This is a genomic window from Alteromonas sp. 4NS20-0143 (assembly GCF_057542855.1).
This window is the reverse complement of record NZ_BAAJLR010000003.1, coordinates 70,816-96,895: the sequence shown is the minus strand read 5'-3', so window position 1 is coordinate 96,895 and position 26,080 is coordinate 70,816. Positions and strand designations below refer to the sequence as shown.

Sequence of the window (26,080 nt, the reverse complement as noted above, 5' to 3'; positions counted from 1 at the left end):
AGAGGCAAAAGTAATGAGTGATAAGCAAAGCGGTGACGGTGATAACAAGCTACTGTACTGCTCGTTTTGTGGCAAAAGCCAGCACGAAGTGAGAAAGTTGATAGCAGGCCCGTCGGTATTCATTTGCGACGAGTGTGTTGAATTATGTAACGATATCATTCGCGAAGAAATCAAGGAAATTGCGCCTAAGCAAAAGCAGGATGCTTTACCTAAACCAGCCGAGATCCACGAGCATCTTAACGATTATGTGATAGGGCAGGACCACGCTAAAAAAGTACTTTCTGTAGCGGTTTATAACCATTACAAACGCTTGCGCAATGGTGATGTTCACGATGGCGTAGAGCTTGGTAAAAGTAATATTCTTCTTATTGGTCCAACGGGAAGCGGTAAAACACTTCTTGCTGAAACACTAGCTAGATTGTTAGACGTTCCATTTACCATGGCCGATGCTACTACGCTAACCGAAGCGGGTTACGTGGGTGAAGACGTTGAAAATATAATTCAGAAGCTTTTACAAAAATGCGACTACGATGTAGAAAAAGCCCAACGCGGTATTGTCTATATTGATGAAATCGACAAGATCTCTCGTAAGTCTGACAACCCGTCAATTACACGAGATGTTTCTGGTGAAGGTGTACAGCAAGCGCTGTTGAAGCTTATTGAGGGCACAGTAGCTTCTGTTCCCCCACAAGGCGGAAGAAAGCACCCTCAACAAGAGTTCTTGCAGGTAGATACGTCCAAAATCTTATTCATTTGTGGTGGTGCATTTGCAGGTCTCGATAAAGTGATTGAGCAACGCGCACAAAAAGACACAGGTATAGGTTTTGGTGCGACGGTTAAGTCGAAAGGAAACGGTCAGCAAATAAGTGAACTGTTTAAGCAAGTTGAGCCAGAAGACTTGGTGAAGTACGGATTAATTCCAGAATTTATCGGTCGTTTACCTGTAGTAACAAGCTTAGAAGAGCTAAACGAAGAAGCACTTATTCAAATTCTTCGCGAGCCGAAGAACGCGATAACCAAGCAATACGGTGCACTTTTCTCAATGGAAGACGTTGAGCTTGAGTTCCGTGAAGACGCGTTAAACGCTATTGCGAAGAAGGCAATGGAGCGTAAAACCGGTGCCCGTGGGCTTCGTTCTATAGTCGAGGCTGTGTTGCTCGAGACAATGTACGATCTCCCGTCGACCGACGATGTGAGTAAAGTGGTGATAGATGAAACTGTTATACGCGGCGAGTCTAAACCTATTTTGATTTACGACAGTAATGAGAAAAAAGCAGCATCTGAATAGCGATTAATTTGCTGAAAAAAGGCCCTTCTGGGCCTTTTTTGTTTCTAGCACATTATTTTGCACTGATATTTGAGCCTTACCCACCGCGTCCAATTTTCGGCGCTATGCCCGCTAAGCTGTCTGTTATTTGAGCTAACAGCACGATAAAGTCCATCCTTTGATATAGATCTGCCCTCTGCCTATTGCCTTAAGCGCAAAAATCGATAATGGTATTTGTGTGAGCTAATGATAAACGCGACGCAATGTAATCGATAATATCTAATTCACGTATCTAATTTGCTTTGTGTTGAAGCAAAAGGTGAGGGATGGTAAGGAATTAACGCACTTTAATAAGTTTTGATTGAACTTTGCTCTTACATCCCCATATAAAACGACATCGGAAATAAATTGAGAACAAGTATGACAGTTGAGCGTGAAAATCGCATTGAAATTCCTGTGCTTGCCCTGCGGGACGTGGTCGTATACCCGCATATGGTCATACCCCTTTTTGTAGGGCGTGAAAAATCCATCCGCTGCCTAGAAGCGGCAATGGAAAACGACAAACAAATTTTCTTAGTAGCACAAAAAGATGCCGGCGTTGATGAACCGGAATCTGATGATATCTACACGGTAGGTACCATAGCGACTATTTTACAGCTTTTGAAACTACCTGATGGAACCGTGAAAGTATTGGTTGAGGGTAGTGTACGTGGCCAAATCGAAAGCTATAAACAAGCCGATCCTTATTTTGTTGCTGCCGTTGACCAAATTGATGATGAAGGCATTGAAGAGAGTGAACAAGAAGTTCTCATCCGCTCTGCAGTCTCTCAGTTTGAAGGCTATGTAAAGCTGAATAAAAAGATACCGCCTGAAGTGCTCACTTCACTTAACGGCATCGAGGACGCTGCACGTTTAGCAGATACGATGGCAGCTCACATGCCGCTTAAGCTGACGGAAAAGCAAAAAGTATTAGAGATGCAAAGCGTTAACGAGCGTCTTGAATACTTAATGGCGCTTATGGAAGGCGAAATCGATCTGTTGCAGGTAGAAAAGAAAATTCGTACCCGCGTTAAGAAACAGATGGAGAAAAGCCAGCGCGAGTATTATTTGAATGAGCAAATGAAAGCCATTCAAAAAGAGCTTGGTGAGCTAGACGATGCACCTGACGAATTTGAAGCGCTAGCGAAAAAGATTGCTGACGCCAAAATGCCTAAAGAAGCAGAAGACAAAGCCAAATCAGAACTTCAAAAACTGAAAATGATGTCGCCAATGTCTGCAGAGGCTACAGTGCTTCGCAGCTACATTGAATGGTTAACGAACGTTCCATGGAACAAACGTTCTCCTGTGAAAAGAGATTTGGCAAAAGCTGAAGAAGTGCTCAATGAAGATCATTACGGTCTTGAGAAGGTCAAAGAACGCATTCTAGAGTATCTAGCCGTTCAGCAACGAGTTAAAAAGCTGAAAGGTCCAATCCTGTGCTTGGTGGGTCCTCCTGGTGTAGGTAAAACATCACTGGGTCAGTCTGTAGCTAAAGCAACTGGCAGAAAGTATGTGCGTATGGCACTAGGCGGCGTGAGAGATGAGGCAGAAATTCGAGGCCATCGTCGTACTTACATAGGCTCACTGCCTGGTAAATTAGTTCAAAAAATGGCGAAAGTTGGGGTGAAGAACCCGCTATTTTTGCTTGATGAAATCGACAAAATTTCATCTGACATGCGCGGCGACCCGGCATCAGCCCTGCTAGAAGTGCTTGACCCAGAGCAGAACAACAGCTTCAGCGATCACTATTTAGAAGTGGATTACGATCTCTCTGATGTAATGTTTGTTGCTACATCAAATAGCATGAATATTCCGGGCCCGTTACTGGATCGCATGGAAGTTATACGTCTATCTGGTTACACCGAAGATGAAAAGCTGAACATTGCGAAAAACCATTTAATTGGTAAGCAGATGGAGCGCAATGGTCTTAAAGCCAAAGAGCTTGAAATCACTGATTCCGCGGTTATCGGCATGATTCGCTATTACACGCGAGAAGCGGGTGTACGTAGTTTAGAGCGTGAGATATCCAAGGTGTGCCGCAAAGCGGTGAAAGACGTTCTTCTTAAAAAGAACAAAGACAAAGTGTCTGTCACTCAGGACAATCTAAAAGATTATCTTGGCGTTCAGCGCTTTGACTATGGTAAGGCCGACAAAGACAACCAGATTGGTCAAGTGACAGGTTTGGCGTGGACTCAAGTTGGTGGCGATTTACTTACCATTGAGACTACATCGGTGCCAGGTAAGGGTAAAATGACCTCTACAGGCTCTCTTGGCGACGTAATGCAAGAGTCAATCAAGGCCGCCATGACGGTGGTAAGAAGCCGTGCAGAAAAGCTTCGTATTAACGAAGACTTCTATGAAAAACGAGACATTCACGTGCACGTGCCAGAAGGTGCTACACCTAAAGATGGTCCAAGTGCCGGTATCGCCATGTGCACTGCGTTGGTGTCGTCACTCACTGGCAACCCAGTGAAGTGTGAAGTTGCCATGACGGGTGAAATAACGCTACGTGGTGAAGTACTTGCCATCGGTGGCCTAAAAGAAAAGCTGCTAGCAGCTCACCGAGGCGGTATTAAGACGGTCATTATTCCTAAAGACAATGAACGTGATTTGGAAGAAATTCCTGATAACGTGAAAAAAGATTTGGCGATTCACCCAGTAAAATGGATTGATGACGTCCTCGACATTGCACTTCAGGAGCCCGTGGAAAGTTTTAAGGTAGAAAAGAAATCGTAAATAGTAATGGCTACAATGCTTAATTTTAAAGGGTTGTAGCCATTTTCTTGTACTTTTTGATTAAAAAATGTACGTAAAATTAAAGAATTGCCGATTTTTTCAAAATTAGGGCTTTCAAGACCGAAAAGTTGTGTTACCTTAAAATGGTTATCGCTTAAAGCCTTGCCACAAAAGGGATTGCAGCGGTTAATTTAAAAGTTAATTAATTGTGACAGATGCTTGATGTTAACAATCAAGCTTGTTATAACGTCCAAACCAATTTTTTGGACAAACAGTATAATAACAATTGAAGGGGATCAAAATAGTGAACAAGTCTCAACTTATCGACCAAATTGCTGCTGGTGCAGATATTTCTAAAGCAGCTGCTGGGCGCGCACTTGACGCATTCACTGACTCAGTAACTGCGGCGCTTAAAGACGGCGACCAAGTAGCACTAGTGGGCTTTGGCACTTTCTCAGTTCGCGAACGTTCAGCTCGCAGTGGCCGTAATCCACAAACTGGTGAGACTATTCAGATTTCAGCTGCGAAAGTTCCATCTTTCAAAGCCGGTAAAGCTCTGAAAGACGCTTGTAACTAAGTCAAAAGATATAGAAAAAGGCGATGGCTAGTCCATCGCCTTTTTTATTTGTACACAACATAATTAATAACCCCGCCGCGAATAACGTTTACCTTGCACTAAGCCTAATAAGAAAGTCTTAGAAACACACAGATTAGTTTGTTTTAGGTCGTTTATCTTCATCGGCATTAGGTTATAATCATCGCTTATTTTACCAGTGACAGCTATTACATCGTTTTGCGAAAAAGTATTGTCAGGTATCAGTAGTAAGCAACGGAGTTGAAGAATAATCATGCTAGAAAGAATCAGAGAAGGTTCTCAAGGCCCATGGGCGATGGCAATCATTGCGCTAATCGTTTTGAGTTTCGTATTTGCTGGTGTAGGAAGTTACCTTACATCGCCAGGCACGTCTGCAGTAGCTACGGTAAATGGCGAAGAGATCTCGGCCCAAGAACTAGACCGTGCGTATCAAAATCAGCGCGCGCAAATGGAATCACAGTTTGGCGAAAGCGTAGCTCAACTATTTTCCAGTGAAGAGTACCTTGCAAACTTTAGACGTAGTGCGTTGGATCGCTTAATTTCAGAAAAGCTAATTCAGCAACAAGCATCAGAGATTGGTTTGCGTGTAAGCGATGAACAAATTCGCGAAACCATAGTGCAAATGCCAGAATTTCAATTTGGCGGTCAATTTGATAACGAACGTTTTCAAACTATCCTTCGTCAAAACGGTTTCTCACCTGCAGATTTTCGTAATTACCTTCGCATTCAAATGACACAAAATCAGTTGGCTGCTGCACTGACTACCTCAGCTTTTGCACTAGATAGTGAAGTGGAAGAGGCAAACATGCTTCAACGCCAAACTCGCGACGCAAAATACCTAATGGTAAGCGCTGCTAGCTTTGCCGATTCGGTAGAAGTGTCTGAAGCCGACATCGAAACGTTTTATAACAACAACATTGCATCGTTTGATACCGAAGAAAAAGTTAAGCTTGCTTATGTGAAGTTAAGTGTAGAAGACCTTAAAGGTAGAGTGTCTGTAGACGATGATGCAGTTCGTACTTATTACGAAGCGAATTTACCTAGCTACGGTAAAGAAGAAGAACGCCGCGTTTCTCATATCTTGATCGAATCAGGTGATGATGTTGATGCTGCAAGAGCGGAAGTAGAGGCACTAAAAGCCCAGCTTGATAACGGTGCTGACTTTGCCACACTGGCATCAGAAAATTCAGACGATACTTTTTCTGCTGAAAATGGTGGTGACTTAGACTTTATAACGCCAGAAATGATGGACGCTGAATTTGATGAGGCGGCATTTGCATTAGATAGCGTAGGCGACGTATCTGATATTGTTGAAACGGATTTTGGTTTCCACATCATCAAACTGACTGATATCAATGAAGCGCAAACTAAATCATTTGAAGAAGTAGCCAGTGATATTCGCGAGTCGTTGCTTTACGACCAAGCAATGGAAAAGTATTTTGAGCTTCAAAATACATTGGCCGAGATAGCGTTTGAAGTACCTGACACACTAGAAGATGCAGCTAACGCGGTTAATCTTCCAGTGCAAGAAACAGCGTTATTCAGTCGCAATACGGCACCAGAAGAGTTAAATCTTCCGGCGCTATTAGACGACGCTTTTTCTCCAGAACTTATCGAAGAGCGTCTTAACAGCGACATCATCGAGTTAGATGATGAAAACATTGTTGCGATTCGTGTCATTGAGCATGAGCCACAGCGCACACAGTCACTGGATGAAGTACGCGACAGTATTACCGCTTCAGTAAAATCAACGAAGTCAAGAGAAGCTGCACAGGCTTGGGCTTCAGATGTTGCTGTGAAAGTAAGAGCCGGTGAAGATGTATCAGCGCTTTTATCTGAAAAGTCTGCTACGTGGGAAACGGCAAAGGCTGTTCCTAGAAACGGTGGCACACTAGCTGCTGCGGTTGTTGAGACCTTGTTTGCTCTTGCACCTGAAGGTGAGGGAAGTGTTGACGTGGCAACCACCATGAATGGTGACGTTGCGGTAGTTCAGCTAGAAGGGGTTAATGCAGCGCCGGTACTTGAAGCCGAGTTAGGCAATAGCCTTAAAGAACGTCTTGGTCAGATGAAGGGACAGCGTTTGTACGAACAGTACATTGAAGCGCTTCGTTCTCAAGCAGACGTTACTATTGCAGAAAGCGTTTAACGCGTATTAAAAGTAAGTTTACTTTCAAAGGGGCACTAAACAGTGCCCCTTTTTTATGTTTGTGACCTGTCCTGAAATATGTTGACATAAAGAGGGCTTCTTTATGACGACATCAATCTCGTTTATGTCGAGTGTATTTAAATGCTGCTATTACGTTTAAATAAAATGTGGTTATTATCCTGCAACCTTCTATTTTAAAAACGGTGCGGTTTTGCTCACCGCGCTTGTAGCCACTTCGCTAGGCGTTCCTTGCGCCACAACTGAACCGCCTTCATCGCCCGCTCCTGGGCCGATGTCAATTACGTAGTCACTTGCTGATGCCACCTTCATATTGTGTTCTACCATTATCACGCTACTGCCTTCATCGACTAATGCATTTAAGTGTTTCATCAATAAACTGATATCCGCAGGGTGAAGCCCCGTGGTAGGTTCATCAAGCACATAAAGCGTATTCTTTTTTTCAGCGCGCTTTAGTTCAGTTGCAAGTTTGATCCTTTGCGCTTCTCCGCCTGATAACTCTGTCGCAGGCTGACCAAGGCGCAAATAGCCAAGCCCCACTTTTTGAAGTGCATCAAGAGCGCGGTAAACTGGCGGCTCGTTAGCAAATATACAATGGGCTTCAGACACAGTAAGCGACAATACATCTGATATCGATAAATCATTCCACGTAACGGCAAGGGTGTCTTCATTGTACCGTTTGGTATCGCACACTGGGCAAGGCGAATAGACGCTGGGCATGAACAGCAGTTCTACCGATACAAAGCCTACGCCCTCACAATTTTCACAACGCCCCTTTGTGGTATTAAATGAAAAGCGTCCCGCGTCATATCGACGCTTTTTCGCCAGCTCAGTCGCTGCAAATAATTTTCTAACGTGGTCAAAAAGGCCAGTATAAGTTGCTAGGTTTGAACGCGGCGTTCTGCCTATTGGCGCCTGATTAACAACAACTAACCGTTTAATCTGCTCTATACCATTGGTTATCGTTCCTTCTACAGGCGTTTCCTCGTTACCTCTTAACAATGCAGATTCACTCAAGTCTTTACCTGCTGGCGTACTTTGCGATTTGTCAGAGCCAATAGCTTGCTTAATCAGCTCGACTAATGCATGGCTAACTAGGCTCGACTTTCCAGAGCCCGACACGCCGGTTACCGTGGTGATAGTGCCAAGAGGAAAATCACAGTGGAAGTCGTTCAGGTTGTTTTTATTAATATGTGCTAGCGAAAGCCATCCCGTGGGTTTTCTATTGAAGTGAGTCAGCGCGAGAGAATCGTCAAATAAAAAACGAGAGGTTATAGAGTCGGGTGCGTCTTTGAGCTTGTCAGCTGGGGCGCTAAATATGAGCTCTCCGCCGCTTACACCCGCATGTGGGCCAATATCCACGACCCAATCCGCATGCTGTATAACGCGCAAGTTATGTTCTACAACAAAAACCGTATTTCCAGCATCTACCAATTCACTAAAAGCACTGAGTAACGCATTGACATCATGTGGGTGCAATCCGGAGGAGGGCTCATCCATGATGTAAACCACACCAAATAATTTAGATTTAATTTGAGTCGCCAACCTCAAGCGCTGTAATTCACCACCAGAGACGGTGGTTGTGCTGCGCTCTAACGAGAGGTAGCCAAGGCCAAGAGATATTATAGGTGTGATACGGGCAATAATATCGCTGGCTAAATTACGGATCACCATGGCGCGTTCGTTACTTTGACTATCTACATTGTTCATTAAGGTGGTTAAATGAGTCACTACATCGCTAAGGGATAAACGAGAAAATTCGATGATATCCAGATTGCAAATTGTTACGGAAAGGGACGAAGCTTTCAGTTTTTTGCCCTCGCAACTAGGGCAGATAGACACATCTAGATATTCTGCAATACGCTGTTTAATTTTTTCTTTCTGGGTCGATTTAAACGTATCAAGCACATAGCGTCTAGCACCAACAAATTTTCCTTTGTAGCTGGCAGGCTCACCCTCTGCGAATGCGTTACGTGTCTGCGCTAAGTTGTAGTGCCGATATACTGGCACTTGAGGCGTTTCATCGGTGAATAAAATCCACTCTTGGGTTTTTACGGGCAAATCCGTCCATGGAACGTCTACGTCAATATCAAGTGATAGCAATACTCTGACTAAGTTTTTGCCCTGCCATGCCCCAGGCCACGCTGCAATAGCGCCTTCTCTAATTGTTAAACTAGGGTCGGGCACGAGCTTTTCTTGCGTAACATCAAATACGTTACCTATCCCGTGACATGTTTCACAGGCACCTTCTACCGTGTTCGGTGAAAAGGCATCAGCATAAATAATAGTTTGCCCTTGCGGATAATCACCTGCCCGTGAATACAGCATGCGTAGGGTATTAGAAATAGTAGTAATACTGCCTACTGATGAACGGATTGAAGGAGCACCTCGCTGCTGATGCAGTCCCACTGCTGGGGGAAGACCTTCAATACTGTCTACGTCGGGAGTTTCAACTTGGTCTATCAACCGTCGTGCATAGGGTGATACCGAATCTAAGTAGCGGTGTTGAGCTTCGGCGAAAAGCGTGCCGAAGGCGAGAGAGGACTTGCCCGAGCCAGAAATTCCAGTAAATGCCACAATTTTGTTTCTTGGAATATCTACATTGAGGCTTTTTAAATTGTGAACGCGAGAGCCCCGTACCTGTACGTAGTTATTATCAAATGTTGTCATAACCTTGTGATATTTCATCCTTGTTTAGAAAAAGCGTGTCCGAGCGGGTAAAAGAAAAAGCCCAGCATAATGTGGCCGGGCTTTTTGTTAGCTTGATAGCGTTAGCGAACAAGCAGTGCTTATTTGCGATACCGTTCGTTTTGCAGTTCAAAACGGTCTAGCATCATGACTTTGTGCCACGCTTTTACGAAAGCATGAACAAATTTTTCATGGCCTGTTGAGGCACCGTATACATCGCATACTGCTCTTAGTTGTAAGTTCGATCCGAACACAAGATCGCACCGCGTGGCAGACCACTTTTTCTCACCCGTGGTCACATCGCTCCCTTCGAACAATTCATTGTCTTCGGTCACTGGCTTCCACTTAGTATTGATATCTAGCAAGTTGACAAAAAAGTCGTTGGTTAATACCCCCGGTGTTTGCGTAAACACCCCGTGTTGAGAGCCGTCGTAATTGGTGTCTAGAACCCGAAGGCCGCCAACTAGTGCAGTGAGTTCAGGAGCCGATAAATCAAGCAGATGAGCTCTGTCGATTAACATGCGTTCAGTATCTGCACCATACTTACCTTTTACATAGTTTCTAAAGCCATCGGCATGAGGCTCAAGAACCGAGATATTGTGCTCGTCGGTTTGCTCTTGCGTAGCATCCATCCGCCCAGGTTCAAAAGGTACGGTAACGTCAACGCCTGCTTCTTGTGCTGCTTTTTCTATTGCTGCGCTACCTGCTAATACTACAAGGTCGGCAATAGAAACTCGTTTGCTTGTTTGCGCATCGTTAAAGGTTTTTTGAATCTCTTTAAGTGATTCGAGTACGCTTTTAAGTTGGGTAGGGTTGTTAACTTCCCAGTTGATCATTGGCTCAAGCTGAATTCGTGCACCATTGGCGCCGCCGCGCAGGTCCGTTTTTCTAAACGTTGAGGCAGAACCCCATGCAGTTTTTACCAACGCAGAGATACTGTGTTCAGTTGCAAGAATACTGGCTTTAAGCGCAATAATGTCAACTTCACCAATGAGTTCATGGTCGCACTTTGGAATAGGATCTTGCCAAATTAAGCTTTCGTCTGGCACATCTGGGCCAAGTAAGCGGTTTTTAGGCCCCATATCTCTATGGATTAATTTATACCACGCCTTGGCAAATGCGTCGTCGAGGAGTTCTGGCTGCTCAACAAATTTTTCGCATATTTTCAAATAAGCAGGATCTTTGATAAGGGCAATGTCGGTGGTCATCATCATAGGAGGATGGCGAAGTCCTTCTACATGTGCGTCAGGTATAAGGTCAGCAGCTTCCCCGTTTTTAGGACGCCATGCTTTACCTCCAGCCGGACTCTCTGTTTGTTCCCACTCAAATTTAAATAGATTTTTTAGGTATTCGTGGTCCCAGCGGGTAGGGTTTGATGTCCATGCTCCCTCGATACCATTTGTGGTGGTGTACTGGGCATTGCCCGAGCCATTGCTGTTTAACCAGCCTAGGCCTTGGCTTTCAATAGGTGCTCCGCTTGGTTCTGGGCCTAGATGCGATTTATCCGAGCCGCCGTGACTTTTACCAAACGCGTGACCACCTGCAATAAGCGCAACGGTCTCTTCGTCATTCATACCCATTCTTCCAAAGGTAATACGAATTTCTTGCGCTGACGAAATGGGATCCATATTGCCAAAGGGGCCCTCTGGATGAACATAAATAAGCGACTGACGAGACGCGGCAAGCGGATTCTCTAGATCATAGTCCTCTGTACCAGGCTCACCTGTCCAACGCTTGTCTTGAGTGGCCATTTCAGTTTCTGGGCCCCAATAGGTGGCGTCGTCAGCCTCCCAGCAGTCAATGCGTCCGCCACCAAAGCCAAAGGTTTTGAAACCCATCTGCTCTAGCGCAAGATTGCCCGTTAGCATAATTAAATCTGCCCACGAGATGTTGTCACCGTACTTCAGCTTAATAGGCTGTAATAGGCGTATTGACTTATCGATGTTGCCGTTGTCTTCCCAAGAGTAAAGAGGTGCAAAACGCTGTAGCCCCTGCGCTGAGCCTCCACGCCCATCGAATACGCGGTATGAACCAGCAGAGTGCCACGCCATTCTAATCATCTGAGGGCCATAGTTACCGTAATCTGCTGGCCAGAAATCTTGCGATGTGGTCAGCAGTTCCAAAATATCTTTTTTTACCGCGTCTAAATCAAGAGAAGCGAACGCAGCGGGATAATCAAAATCTTCACCTAGCGGGTTTGCTGATGGAGATTGGCTGTGCAGAAGTTCAATTGGCAGCTGACCGGGCCACCAATTCGCATTCATAGGAGGAGTGCCTATCGCACCGCCAATACGTTTACTTTCGATGGTCTCGTAACCACCGGCGATGGGGCATTTCATTTTATCAGACATTCAATAGTTCCTTTTATATTGCGCCCCATAGGAAAGCCTTAACAGGTGATTATATTTCACAGTAATCACAGCAAGCTATAGATTCTTTATCAGCCGTTCTAAGCCCTGTTTCAGTGAACCGCTTCGCTGAACTGCTTGAATGACACAGATGAAGAGCAATGTGTTGATTAAACATTTTTTATATAGATGACTACGCTATGCTGGTTGCAAAGTTCACAACAACGAAATTATCAGCGCTGAGGTGAAGTAAACCGCCACTATCGGCGGTGCGAAATAGATAAAAAAGAAATAAAGCGAGGGGGAAACTTAGAAACTATAAGCCAAAAGCCAAAAGCCAAAAAATGTTGCGGCGCACTAGTTATTAGTTTGTAAGCAGCCAAAGAGCGCCGTTGGCCGACATGCAGTACTGAGCCCAATGAGATAAGGCTTAAATGGCGAAAAGGTGTTTAAAATGCCCGTTAATGGGTTAAAAATATCATCACTGTATAAAATAATGCGATAACACCACTAAGCACAAGAATATAGAGAAAGCCTTGCTTACCTTGCTCTAAAGAATATTTGTTTGCCTGCAAGTAGCCGAACCACAGCAGCGAAAGAATAAGTGGAATAAGTACAATTATTTTTATCATATAAGGCCCTAAGCTACGCACTTCACAGTGACTAAACGTTATTTCAGGCCTTGTTATATCAATGTATGGTATTAAATGCCAACGACCTAACGGATATTTCATTCTCTACTTGGGCGGGTTAATCTTTGCTGTGAACATGTGTAGCAGAGATTGACTGTGAAAATTAACAGTAAAAATCAGCCGCTAATATCAACACGCCCTATTGCCGTCTCTCAATGCTCAAGACGCATTATTAAACTGTCTTCAAGCCGTTGCCTTTAGCTCATCGTGGCATAGGTATCGTTTGCGCTTTTTTTCAGTAATTGCCAATGCATCAACCACCACAAGACCATCAATACAGTCGTTAAAATCTGGATCAACGTTAAACCCTAAAAAGGCGACACCATCGGCTTTCGCTATTTCTGAATACTGCTTATACAGCGTGGGAACATTTACGCCCATATTAGCGAGTAGGTGCTTAAGTATGGTGAATTCGGCTTTATAATCGTCACCTGTAAACACATGCAAGGGCTCTCTTGCGGGGCAAAAAGGTTGTTTACACGTGACACTGCCGAACTTAGCCGGAAAGTATGTTGAGTAGAACTGCACTAAAAGATCCTTAGCAGTATCAGGATAGGCATTGCTTAATGACACTGCCCCGAACAAATAGCGGTACTTTGGATAGCGACTAAGAAAAACGCCAATGCCGAACCACAGATAGTCGAGGCTTCGCTTTCCCCAATATCGAGGTTGTATAAAACTTCGCCCTAACTCTAGGCCATGCTCAAATAGGGCGTCATTATTTTCATCGTAATCAAACAGCGTAGCGGAGTACAAACCCGTAGGGTGACCTTCTTCGCTAAGCGCTTGGGCGTCGCCAAAACGATAGGCACCTACAATCTCTAGGTCGCGCTCATCCCAAAGCACTAGGTGATAGTAGTGAGAGTCGTACTGGTCTATGTCTCGTCGCTTATTAGTGCCTTCTCCAACCGCTCTAAATGCTATTTCTCGAAGACGTCCTATCTCACGCATAATGGGAGAGCAATGAGTATGCTGATAAAGATAAATCGACTTTCCATCGGCGGTTTGCCCCAAATGTTCACAAGCGCGAACAGCCCGTGAGAGCTCTTTTCTGTCCTCTGGCATTGCAATAGCTGCTTGGGTTTCGAATACGCCTTTTTTGTTATTGCCTATGCGGTAAAGATGTCGTTTAAACAACTTCACTTTTTCTTTTAGTGCTATAGTTGGCTGTTGATAAGACTCAAATGCAATGAGTTCCCCAACGCGGATGGGCAAATGTTTACGCCGCTGCTTAAACATTTCCTTCACGAGTAGCGCAGTCGCCAACGGCTTGTAAATCATAGACACGCCATAAAAAATAGGGCTATTTTTAGCATCGATATACACGGGAAGAATAGGGGCTTTAGCGTGACGGGCAATGCGCAAAAAACCTGAATGCCAGCGCGTGTCGCGAACCCCTTGAGGTCTAAGTCTGGAGACCTCTCCGGCGGGAAAAATTAATACTGCACCTTCCTGTGATAGATGATGGTGAATGGCTGACAAATGCTGCTTTGGGGTTCCGCCTTCCATATTGTTCACAGGTAGCAACATGCTGTGCAGCGGTTCAATGGCCATAAGCATTTCATTTGCGACTACTTTTAAATCGTGTCGAACTTCACTCACGAGTTTAATTAATGCAAGTGCATCAAGAGAGCCAATAGGGTGATTTGCAATTATCACTACACGACCTTCACTAGGAATTCGTTCTTTCTCGATGTCTCTTGCGGAATAGCTGACGTTAAAATACGCCAGTACTTGCTCAACAAAATCAATATCATTGTAGTGCGGGTACGTGTCGCCAAACGCCTGAATTTCTTTTTCGTGTAAAAGATGGCTTAGCGCGAAAGATAGCGATTTGAATAAAAGAGGATTGTTCGCGACCTGAGGATAATGTTTGTTTAAAACGTCGTTGACAGTAAACATAGCTTCTCTCGTTTTTTTGCAAACACTAGCAACCTAATGTGACGTTTTTGACATACTTTTTTGTCACTTATTTTACAGTGCGTATTTCTGAACTGGATACATAGGAAGATGTGCACCTAATATTAAAGAGCCGATAGACAATATGTGGCTGATTGCGCAGCATCTGTTGGTAATCACACTTTTGAATTCATCTGCAAAAAAGGTAAACTCCAAGATGTAAAAATTGTGTGTATCTTGTTACGCCCAGTGCTTCAGCACGAAGTTATAAATTAATGCGTCACCATGAAGTTACAAATCAATGCGTCAGCATGAAATTACAAACCAGTGCTTTTGTTCAACGCAAAGAAAGCAATACGAAAGCGTCGTGGTCAATGCCGTTTTCCATGTTCGATAACAGTAACAACAAAGAGTAGAACTATTATGCGTATCGTCATCACCGGTGGAGCAACCGGGCTGGGCAAGGCACTTGCCATTAAGTGGGCTGAAAAGCATAAAGGGATAAAAATTTGTATTGCCGACATCAATCAGGCTCGCGGCAATGAGACCGTCGAGGCACTTACCTTAATAGGAGCCGACGCCTTCTACGTTACCTGCGATATCACATCGGAAACGAATGTTAACGAACTTGCCAGCACGATAAGCGCTAAATGGCAGGGTATCGACTATGTATTTAACAACGCAGGCGTTGCCACCGGCGGCAGCTTGCTTGATGAAACGCCAGAGCAGTGGCAATGGGTATTCGATATCAATATGTTAGGCATGGTGCGAGTGAGTAGGGCGCTGTTGCCACTGATGCAAACCCAGGGGCACGGTTACTTCGTAAATATTGCCTCGCAGGCCGGAATAACGCCTATCCCTTATATGGGCAGTTATAACGCCATGAAAGCGGCGGTGGTGGCCTTCTCTGAAACAATGAAATTGGAACTTGCGCCAGATAACATTGGGGTGAGTGTGGTTTGCCCCAGTTTTTTCAAGACTAATCTTGATGAGTCGATGCGAAGTGCCAACCCTGCATCACATAAAATGCTGAATAAACTTTTCGCCAAAGCCGACATGAGCAAAGAGGATGTAGCACTAAGTATTTACCAGCAAGTAAACGCTAAGCAGTTTCTTATTTTGACGCACAAAGAAGGTAAGCGCGCCTTTTTGTTGAAAAAGCTGTTGTCATCGACGCGCTATTTGAAAATGATGCTGTCGCAGACCAAAACCATGAAGCAAGTAATGGATAAGCGAGACAGCTAACGTCCTTTATCCAAAAGCTCGAGAACGGCAAAGCATTAACCTGTGTAAAGCGGAGAAAGAATGAACCAAGGCGTTGTAGATAAAGCACAGCAAGTGCGAAGTGGTGAAGAGCTAAGCGCAGAAGCGGTAAATAATTGGCTTAAAGATAATCTCGATGACACCATGAAAGGCCGTTGTAATGGCTGTGAAACTGAGCCTGCAGTAACTCAGTATGCAGGTGGAGCATCCAACTGGACTTACTGCTTAGATTACCCCAATGCATCGATGATTTTGCGACGAGGCCCGGCGGGCACAAAAGCAAAAGGTGCTCACGATATGGAGCGAGAGTATAAACTTCAGCGAGCACTAAAACCGGTTTATCGCTATGTGCCAACCATGTACGCCTATTGTGAAGATGAATCGATTATTGGTGCCGATTTTTACCTGATGGAAAAGTTCACTGGCATTATACCGCGCAAAAATCTACCTCGAGATTTGAACACAACAAAAGCACAAACGGCTCAGCTGTGCACCAATGTGCTCGATAGCTTAATTGAGCTGCATAAGGTAGACCATGAGAAAGCCGGTTTATCTCACATAGGCAAAGGAAAGGGCTATATTGAGCGACAAATTAGCGGCTGGAGTGCGCGCTACAGCAAAGCGAAAACGTGGAATGTACCCTCAGGTAAAAAGGTAATGCATTGGCTTGAAAGACACATGCCCGACAAGGAACGTATATGTATTACCCACAACGACTTTCGCTTCGACAATGTTGTACTTAACCCAAATAATTACACTGACATCATTGGGGTGCTTGATTGGGAACTAGCAACCCTTGGAGATCCGCTTATGGATTTGGGAAATTCACTAGCTTATTGGGTTGATGCCGATGATGACTTTTTAGCCCAATCTACTCGTCGTCAGCCCACACATTTAGAGGGTATGTTTACCCGCAAGCAAGTTGTCGCCTACTACTGCGAGAAGATGGATATTGACGTAGAAGACTTCACGTTTTACGAAGTGTATGGGCTTTTCCGTTTAGCGGGGATCGCTCAGCAAATTTATTATCGTTATCATCACGGACAAACTAATAACCCGGCGTTTAAGCGTTTTTGGGTATTTATTCATTACTTACTGTGGCGCTGCAACAAGGCCATAAAAGCATCAGGAAAAAAATAATGACTATAAGAGAAAATATTCTGATCACTGGGGCAAGCTCTGGGCTTGGAAAAGGGATGGCCATTGAGTTTGCTAAACAAGGTCGCAACTTAGCACTGTGTGCTAGGCGCTATGAAAACCTTGAAACGCTAAAAGCAGAGTTACTCGAACTTAACCCAGATATCAATGTGTTTATTCGGTCTTTAGACGTTAATGATCACGACGCTGTGTTTGAGGTTTTTGATGCATTTAAACAAGATTTAGGACGCCTTGATAGAGTTATTGTTAATGCCGGTATGGGGAAGGGAGCATCTGTAGGAACGGGCTATTTTCACGCGAATAAACAAACTGCTACCACCAACTTTGTGTCAGCGTTAGCACAATGCGAAGCGGCGATGACAATATTCAGAGCGCAGAACAGTGGCCACCTAGTAACTATATCTTCAATCAGCGCGGTGAGAGGCTTTAGGCGTGCCATGACCGTGTATGCGGCCACTAAAGCCGGCCTTACATCACTGTCTGAAGGAATACGCATGGATGTGATGAACACGCCGATTAAAGTCACCTGTATTCATCCAGGCTTTATTCGCAGTGAAATCAATGAAAAAGTAGAGAAAGTCCCTTTTATCGTTGATACCGATGTGGGTTGTCGGGCAATGGTCAAGGCAATAGAAAAAGAAAAGGCAAGTGCTTTCGTACCTAGCTGGCCGTGGGCACTATTGCACTGGGTAATGCGCATTGCACCTGCAAGTACAATAAGAAAAATGAGTTAGTGGGATAGGGAGCGAGTGCATTCTTCATAAAGAGAATGCATTTGTTTATCAATGCATTTTTTATCAATGTACCTGATTTTACAAAGAATTTGGGTTTTACAAAGCATTTGGATTTAAGAAGCATTTGGATATAAAAAGCATGTATACAGAAATGTAGACATAAAAAAAGCGCCCTAGGGCGCTTTTTAATTGCTAATCGTAAAGATTAACCTAGTGCTTTAATTTGCGCAGCTAGGCGACTCTTGTGACGAGCAGCTTTATTTTTGTGAATCAAGCCTTTAGTAGCCATTCTGTCAAGTACTGGAGTAGCAGCAGATAATGCAGCTTGTGCACCTTCTTTATCGCCATTAGCGATAGCAGCAACTACTTTTTTGATGCTTGTACGAGTCATTGAACGACGGCTAGCGTTGTGCTGACGACGCTTTTCGGCTTGGATTGCACGTTTCTTAGCAGACTTAATGTTAGCCAAGGTGTAACTCCCAAATAAATTCATGTCAAAAACGAGGGTGCGGATTGTGCCTACCAATCGCTAAATTGTCAAACGATTTAACGATGTAAATCGATGGCTATTTTGAAAGCACAATCTATTAAACACAGTCTCTGCAAAAAACAGTAAATGTGCTCAACACGTTGCGCATTCATCGCGAAAGCTATGCCTAAACATTGCATCCCATAACGGGCGCGGATTATAGCAATAAAATACGTAGAAATGCACAACTATTTTGAATAAATCATTTCACCTGCTAGCGCCTTTGGTTATCATGATCCGCTCACTCCCCTTCGTTTACTCTATCGGAAAGCACACGTGTCACGGAAGTTAATCAAATCAGGCTTAATAGTCAGTGTAATGACCCTAGTTTCACGGGTTTTAGGTCTTGTACGAGACGTTGTCGTTGCTAAACTAATGGGTGATGGGGCTGCCGCCGATGTATTTTTCTTTGCCAATAAAATTCCTAATTTTCTACGTCGGCTTTTTGCTGAGGGTGCGTTTGCTCAAGCGTTCATCCCCGTGCTCACAGAAGTTCACAATAATGATGATAAGAAAGAACTACGAGAATTTGTCGCTAAAATAAGCGGCACCCTTGGTGGAATTGTTTTTATTGTCTCTATTGTGGGCATTATTGCATCGCCGGTACTTGCAGCATTATTTGGCACCGGCTGGTTTGTTGCGTGGCTACAAGGTGATGAAGCGGGGGATAAATTTGAACTTGCTTCAACCATGCTCAAAATTACTTTCCCATACCTCGCCTTCATTTCATTAACGGGGCTTTCTGGTGCCATTTTAAATACATTAAATAAATTTGCCGTTGCTGCGTTTACCCCCGTACTGCTCAACGTATGTATTATCGCCTGTGCTATATACCTATCGCCCAGTATGTCACAACCCGCGTTTGCTCTCGCGTGGGGTGTATTTATTGGTGGCATAGTGCAATTTCTTTTTCAGCTGCCGTTTTTATTCAGAGCGGGCCTATTGGTAAAACCCAAATGGGGCTGGCACGATGAGAACGTGGTTAAAGTACGCACCCTGATGATCCCCGCATTATTCGGCGTCTCGGTCGGCCAAATTAATTTATTGTTCGATACATTTATCGCCAGCTTTTTAGTGACCGGTTCCATCAGCTGGTTATATTATTCCGACAGGTTACTCGAGTTCCCACTGGGCTTATTCGGCATTGCTATTGCCACTGTCATTCTGCCCACGCTATCTCGAAATCACGTCACCAATAACCCAAAAGCATTCGCTGCGAATATTGATTGGGCGTTTCGAATGGTGTGTTTGCTAGGCATACCCGCGGCGGTAGGCCTGGGCACGATGGCACGTCCAATACTGACCGTGATTTTTCAGCGGGGCGCATTTACCGCAGAAACCGCTATTATGGCCTCTTATTCACTAACCGCTTACTCTTTTGGCTTAATAAGCTTTATGTTGGTGAAGGTACTGGCCCCGGGGTTTTATTCCCGCCAAGATACAAAAACGCCCGTTAGGTTTGGTATATGGTGCATGATTGCCAATATGGTGTTTAACCTCATTTTTGCCATTCCATTTGGGTATGTCGGATTAGCTATTGCAACGAGTATGTCAGCCACGCTAAATGCAGCGCTGCTTTACATTACATTGCGAAAGCAAGGTGTGTTCGAGTTAAGTAGAACTTCGCTACTGTTTATTGCCCGTGTCGTGATAGCAAGCACCGTTATGGGAGCGTTAATTTATTATCGCGACCGTGGACTCGCTTTCTTCGATCTAGCACTCTCTGAGCAAATGATAGACGTGGGGCTAACCATTTTGTTATCCGTAGGTGGCTTCCTTACTACCATGGTGCTTTTGGGAATGAGACCTCGGCACTTTCGAAGTGGTGGCGAATAAATAGCGAGTATAAGGGCAAGAATCGTGAAAATTGAGCCCGTCGGTATGGGAATTTGCCTGATTGCTGGAACGCTTGTCTCCTTGGCACGGCGCTTGGTAATTCGGGCGGGGTCAGCTATAATCGCGAGCTTTGAATTTCTAGCAGTTAAAAAGGTAGTGGTTAACAGTGGAATTTATCCGCGGGCTAAATAATGTAAAACCTCACCATAAGGGGTGTATTCTCACCATTGGCAAGTTTGATGGCGTACATAGAGGTCATCAGGCAGTACTCGCTAATGTGATGGAGAAAGCGAGCTCGCTGTCGTTGCCCGCCACTGTGATGGTTTTTGAACCGCAGCCAGAGGAAGTTTTCACGCCAGAAAAGGCACCCGCGCGTATCAGCCCACTTCGGGAAAAGTACGAATTGCTAAGCCAGCAGGGCGTAGACAGGCTGCTTGCCGTGCGCTTTAACGCTCAATTTGCAAAACAAAGCGCAGATACCTTTGTCCACGATTTGTTGGTTGATAATCTGGGCGTTAAATTTCTTGTTGTAGGTGATGATTTTCGCTTCGGTTTTGGCCGCAAAGGCGACTTCACCATGCTAGAGGCTGCCGGGCGCCGTTACGGCTTTGATGTGGTTAGTACCCAAAGCTTCACTATGCATGCCCACCGCATAAGCTCTACTGCCGTGAGAGATGCACTGGCGCAAAGCGACTTTGGCCTAGCAACAGAAATGCTAGGTCGTCCGTTTGCTATTCACGGGCGAGTTGTTCACGGCGAAAAGAAAGGCCGGACCATAGGCTTTCCTACAGCTAATGTCATGCTTAAGCGTTTTAAAACACCTATTCACGGCGTGTTTGCGGTGAGGGTGGACATAGACGGTGAACATTATAATGGGGTTGCAAACGTTGGTACCAGACCCACATTGAATGGGGTTAGAAACCAGTTAGAAGTGCATATTTTCGATTTGTCGGCAGACTTATACGGTAAGCCTATCACCGTGCTGCCTATGGCAAAAATACGAGATGAAATTAAGTTTGCTTCCTTTGAAGCATTAAAAGATCAAATACAGGCTGACGCCGCCAAGGCGCGCCTGTTGTTAGCATAGTTAATCGTGATAAAGTCGCAGCGCGCATTTAAATGCAACTAAATGCAAGTGCAGCGGCATCATTTAACGCCTTCGCAGTGTCATAACGACATTGGATGAAACTTAAGGTAACCGGATAAAACAATTTTATGAGTGATTACAAAGCCACATTGAACCTTCCAGAAACTGCGTTTCCTATGCGTGGTAACCTTGCTCAGCGCGAGCCAAAGATGCTTAAAGACTGGCAGGAAAAAGGGGTATATACCAAGATCCGCGAAGCTAAAAAAGGTAAAAAGCCTTTTATTCTTCACGACGGCCCTCCTTATGCGAACGGCAACATTCATATTGGACACGCGGTTAACAAAATTCTCAAAGACATTATTGTTAAGTCAAAAAACCTGTCTGACTTTGACTCTCCTTACGTTCCGGGGTGGGATTGTCATGGTTTACCTATTGAGCTTATGGTTGAGAAAAAAGTAGGAAAGCCAGGTAAAAAGGTCACCGCTGCCGAGTTTCGTCAAAAGTGTCGCGACTATGCGCAAAAACAAATAGACGGTCAAATGGCTGATTTCAAGCGTTTGGGCGTATTCGGTGAATGGAATAATCCTTATAAAACAATGGATTTTTCTTCTGAAGCCGACATTATCCGAGCGTTAAGTAAAATTGTAGATTCAGGGCACCTTGAAAAAGGGTTTAAACCTGTTCACTGGTGTACAGACTGTGGCTCGGCCTTAGCTGAAGCAGAAGTTGAATACCAAGATAAAGTATCGCCAGCTATCGACGTGAAATTTCCGGTTGCAGATTCAGCAGCCATCGCGTCGGCATTTGGCGTGGAAGAAAGCGAACTGCTTGCTCACAATACTGGGGTCGTTATTTGGACCACCACACCGTGGACATTGCCTGCAAACCGCGCGATAAGCTTACACCCAGAATTAACCTATACCATTGTTGAAGTTCAGCCTTCAAACGATTGGTATGTGGTAGCTCAAGACTTGCTTGAAAGCTGCATGACTCGCTACGGTGTAGACGAATTCCGCGAAGTAGCAACATGTACCGGTGAAGCGCTAGATAAGCTTAAGGTTAATCATCCGTTTTTAGATATTAAAATACCACTTATTCTTGGCGACCACGTGACCACTGAGTCAGGTACGGGTTGTGTACATACTGCGCCTGCTCATGGTGTTGACGATTTCAATGTAGGCAAGCAATACGATATTGAGGTGTATAACCCAGTAGGTAATAACGGTGTGTATCTTGAAAATACGCCGTTATTTGCAGGTCAGTTCGTGTTTAAAGCGAACCAATCCATTATCGACACTGTTCAAGAAAAGGGAAACCTTGTTTTGAACGTGAAATACGAGCACAGCTATCCACATTGTTGGCGTCATAAAACGCCAATTATTTTCCGTGCAACGCCGCAGTGGTTTATCAGTATGGATAATAAAGGGTTGCGCGGGGAGTCGTTAGAGCAAATTAAGCAAACCAAATGGATCCCTGAGTGGGGCCAAAACCGCATTGAGAAAATGGTGGAAGGGCGTCCTGACTGGTGCATCTCTCGTCAGCGTACGTGGGGTGTTCCTATTCCACTTTACGTTCACAAACTCACTGGTGAAGTGCATCCTCAGTCTTCCTCTCTCATGGAAAAAGTCGCGTTAGAAGTAGAGAAGAAAGGTATTCAAGCCTGGTGGGACATCGACGATGCACAGCTTTTAGGCAGCGATGCGGATAGCTACGATAAAGTGACTGACACACTAGACGTATGGTTCGACTCTGGTGTCACCCATTACTTTGTGGTTGACCGTAGAGAAGACCTTCCTGCAAGTGCTGACCTTTATTTAGAAGGTTCAGATCAGCATCGCGGTTGGTTCATGTCGTCACTCATATCGTCAACTGCAATGCACGGTCATGCGCCGTACAAAGAAGTACTCACTCACGGATTTACCGTTGATGCCCACGGTAAGAAGATGTCTAAGTCTGTGGGTAATGTGGTTGCACCACAAGAAGTGACTAATAAGCTAGGCGCCGATATTCTGCGTTTGTGGGTAGCGTCGACAGACTATCGCGGTGAGATTGCGGTTTCTGATGAAATTTTAAAACGCGCAGCAGATTCTTATCGTCGGGTTAGAAACACGGCTCGTTTCCTACTAGCAAACCTCAACGGATTTAATGTGGAAGATGCGGTAGCCGAAGAGGAAATGGTTGCGTTAGATCGCTGGATTGTTGCACGAGCAAAAGCATTGCAAGACGAACTTTTTGAAGCGTATGAAAAGTATGATTTGCTTGTGGTAACGCAAAAAATCATCCACTTCTGCTCGATTGAGCTTGGCTCGTTCTACCTTGATGTTATTAAAGATCGTCAGTACACCGCTAAATCAGACGGTATAGCACGTCGCTCTTGCCAAACTGCCATGTACCATATCATTGAAGCGTTAGTTCGCTGGATTGGTCCCATCACCAGCTTTACAGCCCAAGAAATCTGGGAAGCACTGCCTGGCAAACGCAGTGAATTCGTATTTACTGAAACATGGTACGAAGGCTTTAACGGCTTCACACAAAGCGACACCTTTAATGATGACCTTTGGCATAGCGTTATCAGCGTGAAAGACGCCGCTAACCAAGCAATGGAAAAAGCCCGAAAAGAAGGTCAGCTAGGAGGCTCGTTAGAGGCAAGCATCAGTCTTTATGCCACAGAGTCTTTATACAATGCGCTTTCAAGCTTCGACAATGAACTTCGTTTCGTTCTGATTACCTCAGGTGTGTCACTGACCCTTGTTGACAGTAAGCCTGCTGACGCGCAAGAAACCGATGTTGATGGTTTGTGGTTGAGTGTGAGTAAAGCGAAAGGCGAAAAATGCGTGCGCTGTTGGCATCACTTAGAAGATGTTGGTACTCATGCTGACCACGAAGAGCTGTGTGGACGTTGTGTAACCAACATTGATGGCGAAGGGGAAGTTCGTCAATATGCCTAATTCCAACGTGTCAGGTAATAGGCTCTTTAGTCAAACTGGTCTGCGTTTTTTATGGATAAGCGTGGTGGCATTTGTTCTTGACCAATGGAGCAAGTATGCGGTGTTAGACTCGATGAACTTGTATCAATCGATAGAAGTTCTTCCGTTTTTTAACCTGACTTATGTACATAACTACGGCGCAGCATTTAGCTTTTTGAGCAATGCCGGTGGATGGCAGCGTTGGTTCTTTACCGCTATCGCCATCGGTATCAGTGCGGTAATCTTGTGGTGGCTTAAACAGTCGCCACGGTCACAAAAGCTTTTACCAGTGGCTTTTGCGTTTATTCTTGGTGGTGCACTTGGTAACGTCTACGACCGTTTAGTGCATGGTTATGTCATCGATTTTCTTGATTTCTACGTAAACAATTGGCACTGGCCTGCGTTCAATATTGCCGATAGTGCAATTTTTATTGGAGCAGGTTTATTGATTGTAGATATGTTTAAGAACGGTGATAAACATACAGACAAACCACAGGCTGATAGCAGCAAAACTTCACAGCAGTAATCGGAATAGATATGACAGACTCATTAGTAATAGGTAATGACAGCGAAGTTATCCTTCACTTCGACTTGAAGTTAGAAGATGGCTCTGCGGCGGACAGTACCCGGGTTAATAATAAGCCGGCGAAAATGGTAATGGGTGATGGAAGCCTTACTCCTAATTTTGAAGCCTGTCTTTTAGGTTTGAAAAAAGGCGATAAGAAAGCGTTCACGCTAGAAGCGAACGATGCATTTGGCGAGCCTAACCCAAACAATATGCACTACATGGACAGAAGCCGCTTCGGCTCAGATCTGAGCATCGAAGAAGGCATGATCTTGGCATTCGCTCAGCCAGATGGTTCGGAAATTCCAGGCATAATCCGAAGTGTCGCGGGAGATTCTGTAACGGTTGACTTTAATCATCCGCTTGCAGGACAAACCGTCGTCTTCGATGTCGAGATTGTTGATGTTAAATCTGGAGCTAGCGCTCAAGGCGAGAAATAACTATGCAAATTCATTTAGCTAATCCACGAGGCTTTTGTGCCGGCGTTGACCGCGCAATCACGATAGTAGAGCGCGCTTTAGAGATGTTTGAACCGCCTATCTATGTACGCCATGAAGTTGTGCACAACAAGTTTGTTGTTGATGGGCTTCGCGAGCGCGGCGCACTGTTTGTGGATGAGCTTCATGAAGTGCCAGACGACAGCATTGTTATCTTTTCGGCGCATGGCGTGTCACAGGCCGTGCGCAAAAATGCGACTTCGAGAGGCCTGAAAGTATTTGACGCTACCTGTCCATTAGTGACTAAGGTGCATATGGAAGTCACCCGTGCGAGTAAATCTGGAACTGAATGCATTTTAATTGGGCATGCAGGGCACCCGGAAGTTGAAGGCACTATGGGGCAATATAGCAATGAAGATGGCGGCATCTACCTTGTCGAGTCAGAAAGCGATGTTGAAAAACTAACGGTCAAAGACCCGTCAAGGCTCTATTACTGCAGTCAAACTACGCTGTCGGTAGATGATACCGCTGACGTTATCGACGCGCTACGCGCGAAGTTTCCCGCTATTAATGGTCCTCGTAAAGACGATATTTGCTACGCTACGCAAAATCGACAAGATGCGGTACGCGATTTGGCAACAGATTGTGATGTGTTGTTGGTAGTAGGGGCGCAGAATAGCTCTAACTCCAATCGTCTGCGTGAGCTTGCGGAGAAGATTGGCGCAAAAGCATATCTCATTGCCGATGCAAACTGCATTCAACAGTCTTGGCTAGAAAATGTTAACCATGTTGGCGTTACCGCTGGCGCTTCGGCTCCTGAAGTACTTGTGCAAGGGGTTGTGGATCGACTTAAAGCATGGGGAGCCGTTTCTGCTTCCGAACGTTCGGGTAGAGAAGAGAACGTTGAATTTGCGGTGCCTAAAGAGCTTCGAGTAAGGCAGGTAGTGTAAGTAGGTGGGCGTAAGCAAATGGGTACAAGCAAGTAGGTTTTAGCGCAATAACGTTGCACTCGCTTAACAAAGGTAGCAAAGACTAAAGCTATCAAGGCGCTATCACAATACCTCAGTGAAGCTAAAA

Annotated in this window: 18 protein-coding genes; 13 read left to right on the top strand and 5 right to left on the bottom strand. The window is 44.8% G+C overall.

Annotation, left to right across the window (positions count from 1 at the left end):
• Nucleotides 1-13 precede the first annotated feature (13 nt).
• The 4 genes from clpX to AC27HD_RS07680 all read left to right on the top strand — a co-directional run bounded on the left by clpX (nt 14) and on the right by AC27HD_RS07680 (nt 6,783).
• Entirely contained in the window at nt 14-1,288 is a 1,275-nt protein-coding gene (gene clpX, locus AC27HD_RS07695) for an ATP-dependent protease ATP-binding subunit ClpX (RefSeq protein WP_032096879.1), read from the top strand.
• Nucleotides 1,289-1,687: 399 nt separating this feature from the next.
• Nucleotides 1,688-4,042: an endopeptidase La gene (gene lon / locus AC27HD_RS07690; RefSeq protein WP_032096880.1), complete on the top strand. Its 2,355-nt coding sequence runs from the start codon at nt 1,688-1,690 to the stop codon at nt 4,040-4,042.
• A 304-nt stretch (nt 4,043-4,346) separates the two neighbouring features.
• Nucleotides 4,347-4,619, top strand: a complete 273-nt coding sequence (gene hupB / locus AC27HD_RS07685; RefSeq protein WP_012518978.1) for a nucleoid-associated protein HU-beta — start codon at nt 4,347-4,349, stop codon at nt 4,617-4,619.
• A gap of 271 nt (nt 4,620-4,890) precedes the next feature.
• Nucleotides 4,891-6,783: a SurA N-terminal domain-containing protein gene (locus AC27HD_RS07680; protein ID WP_487104828.1), complete on the top strand. Its 1,893-nt coding sequence runs from the start codon at nt 4,891-4,893 to the stop codon at nt 6,781-6,783.
• Nucleotides 6,784-6,972: 189 nt separating this feature from the next.
• On the opposite strand, the gene AC27HD_RS07675 is transcribed toward AC27HD_RS07680, so the two are convergent.
• The 4 genes from AC27HD_RS07675 to olsF form a co-directional block, all read right to left on the bottom strand.
• A complete protein-coding gene (locus tag AC27HD_RS07675; protein ID WP_487104826.1) occupies nt 6,973-9,471 on the bottom strand; it encodes an excinuclease ABC subunit UvrA in 2,499 nt (832 codons plus the stop codon).
• 119 nt (nt 9,472-9,590) lie between these two features.
• Nucleotides 9,591-11,753: a catalase/peroxidase HPI gene (katG, locus tag AC27HD_RS07670; RefSeq protein WP_487105542.1), complete on the bottom strand. Its 2,163-nt coding sequence runs from the start codon at nt 11,751-11,753 to the stop codon at nt 9,591-9,593.
• Between the two features lie 545 nt (nt 11,754-12,298).
• Complete coding sequence (locus tag AC27HD_RS07665) at nt 12,299-12,469, bottom strand: hypothetical protein (RefSeq protein ID WP_032096947.1); 171 nt, start codon at nt 12,467-12,469, stop codon at nt 12,299-12,301.
• 243 nt (nt 12,470-12,712) lie between these two features.
• The gene (gene olsF / locus AC27HD_RS07660) at nt 12,713-14,431 is read right to left on the bottom strand and encodes a bifunctional ornithine lipid synthase OlsF (RefSeq protein ID WP_487104824.1); all 1,719 of its coding nucleotides are present in this window, start codon (nt 14,429-14,431) and stop codon (nt 12,713-12,715) included.
• 420 nt (nt 14,432-14,851) lie between these two features.
• Here olsF and AC27HD_RS07655 point away from each other — a divergent pair, with 420 nt between their 5' ends.
• The 3 genes from AC27HD_RS07655 to AC27HD_RS07645 are packed head-to-tail and all read left to right on the top strand — an operon-like array spanning nt 14,852 to nt 17,583.
• Nucleotides 14,852-15,673: an SDR family oxidoreductase gene (locus tag AC27HD_RS07655; protein ID WP_487104822.1), complete on the top strand. Its 822-nt coding sequence runs from the start codon at nt 14,852-14,854 to the stop codon at nt 15,671-15,673.
• 60 nt (nt 15,674-15,733) lie between these two features.
• Complete coding sequence (locus AC27HD_RS07650) at nt 15,734-16,831, top strand: phosphotransferase family protein (protein ID WP_487104821.1); 1,098 nt, start codon at nt 15,734-15,736, stop codon at nt 16,829-16,831.
• On the top strand, nt 16,831-17,583 hold the full coding sequence (locus AC27HD_RS07645) for an SDR family oxidoreductase (protein WP_269520233.1): 753 nt from the start codon (nt 16,831-16,833) through the stop codon (nt 17,581-17,583). The genes AC27HD_RS07650 and AC27HD_RS07645 overlap by 1 nt, the downstream gene beginning before the upstream one ends.
• Before the next feature lie 205 nt (nt 17,584-17,788).
• Here the strand turns inward: AC27HD_RS07645 and rpsT are convergent, their stop codons facing one another.
• Nucleotides 17,789-18,052, bottom strand: a complete 264-nt coding sequence (gene rpsT / locus AC27HD_RS07640) for a 30S ribosomal protein S20 (RefSeq protein WP_032096948.1) — start codon at nt 18,050-18,052, stop codon at nt 17,789-17,791.
• A 336-nt stretch (nt 18,053-18,388) separates the two neighbouring features.
• Here rpsT and murJ point away from each other — a divergent pair, with 336 nt between their 5' ends.
• The 6 genes from murJ to ispH all read left to right on the top strand — a co-directional run bounded on the left by murJ (nt 18,389) and on the right by ispH (nt 25,953).
• Entirely contained in the window at nt 18,389-19,948 is a 1,560-nt protein-coding gene (gene murJ, locus AC27HD_RS07635; protein ID WP_487104818.1) for a murein biosynthesis integral membrane protein MurJ, read from the top strand.
• 166 nt (nt 19,949-20,114) lie between these two features.
• Nucleotides 20,115-21,035, top strand: a complete 921-nt coding sequence (gene ribF, locus AC27HD_RS07630) for a bifunctional riboflavin kinase/FAD synthetase (RefSeq protein WP_487104816.1) — start codon at nt 20,115-20,117, stop codon at nt 21,033-21,035.
• A gap of 128 nt (nt 21,036-21,163) precedes the next feature.
• Nucleotides 21,164-23,983: an isoleucine--tRNA ligase gene (gene ileS / locus AC27HD_RS07625; RefSeq protein WP_487104814.1), complete on the top strand. Its 2,820-nt coding sequence runs from the start codon at nt 21,164-21,166 to the stop codon at nt 23,981-23,983.
• Nucleotides 23,976-24,527: a signal peptidase II gene (gene lspA / locus AC27HD_RS07620; RefSeq protein ID WP_032096891.1), complete on the top strand. Its 552-nt coding sequence runs from the start codon at nt 23,976-23,978 to the stop codon at nt 24,525-24,527. The genes ileS and lspA overlap by 8 nt, the downstream gene beginning before the upstream one ends.
• Before the next feature lie 11 nt (nt 24,528-24,538).
• Complete coding sequence (gene fkpB, locus AC27HD_RS07615; RefSeq protein ID WP_032096892.1) at nt 24,539-25,006, top strand: FKBP-type peptidyl-prolyl cis-trans isomerase; 468 nt, start codon at nt 24,539-24,541, stop codon at nt 25,004-25,006.
• 2 nt (nt 25,007-25,008) lie between these two features.
• Nucleotides 25,009-25,953, top strand: coding sequence for a 4-hydroxy-3-methylbut-2-enyl diphosphate reductase (ispH, locus tag AC27HD_RS07610; protein ID WP_487104812.1), 945 nt, complete (start codon nt 25,009-25,011; stop codon nt 25,951-25,953).
• Nucleotides 25,954-26,080 lie beyond the last annotated feature (127 nt).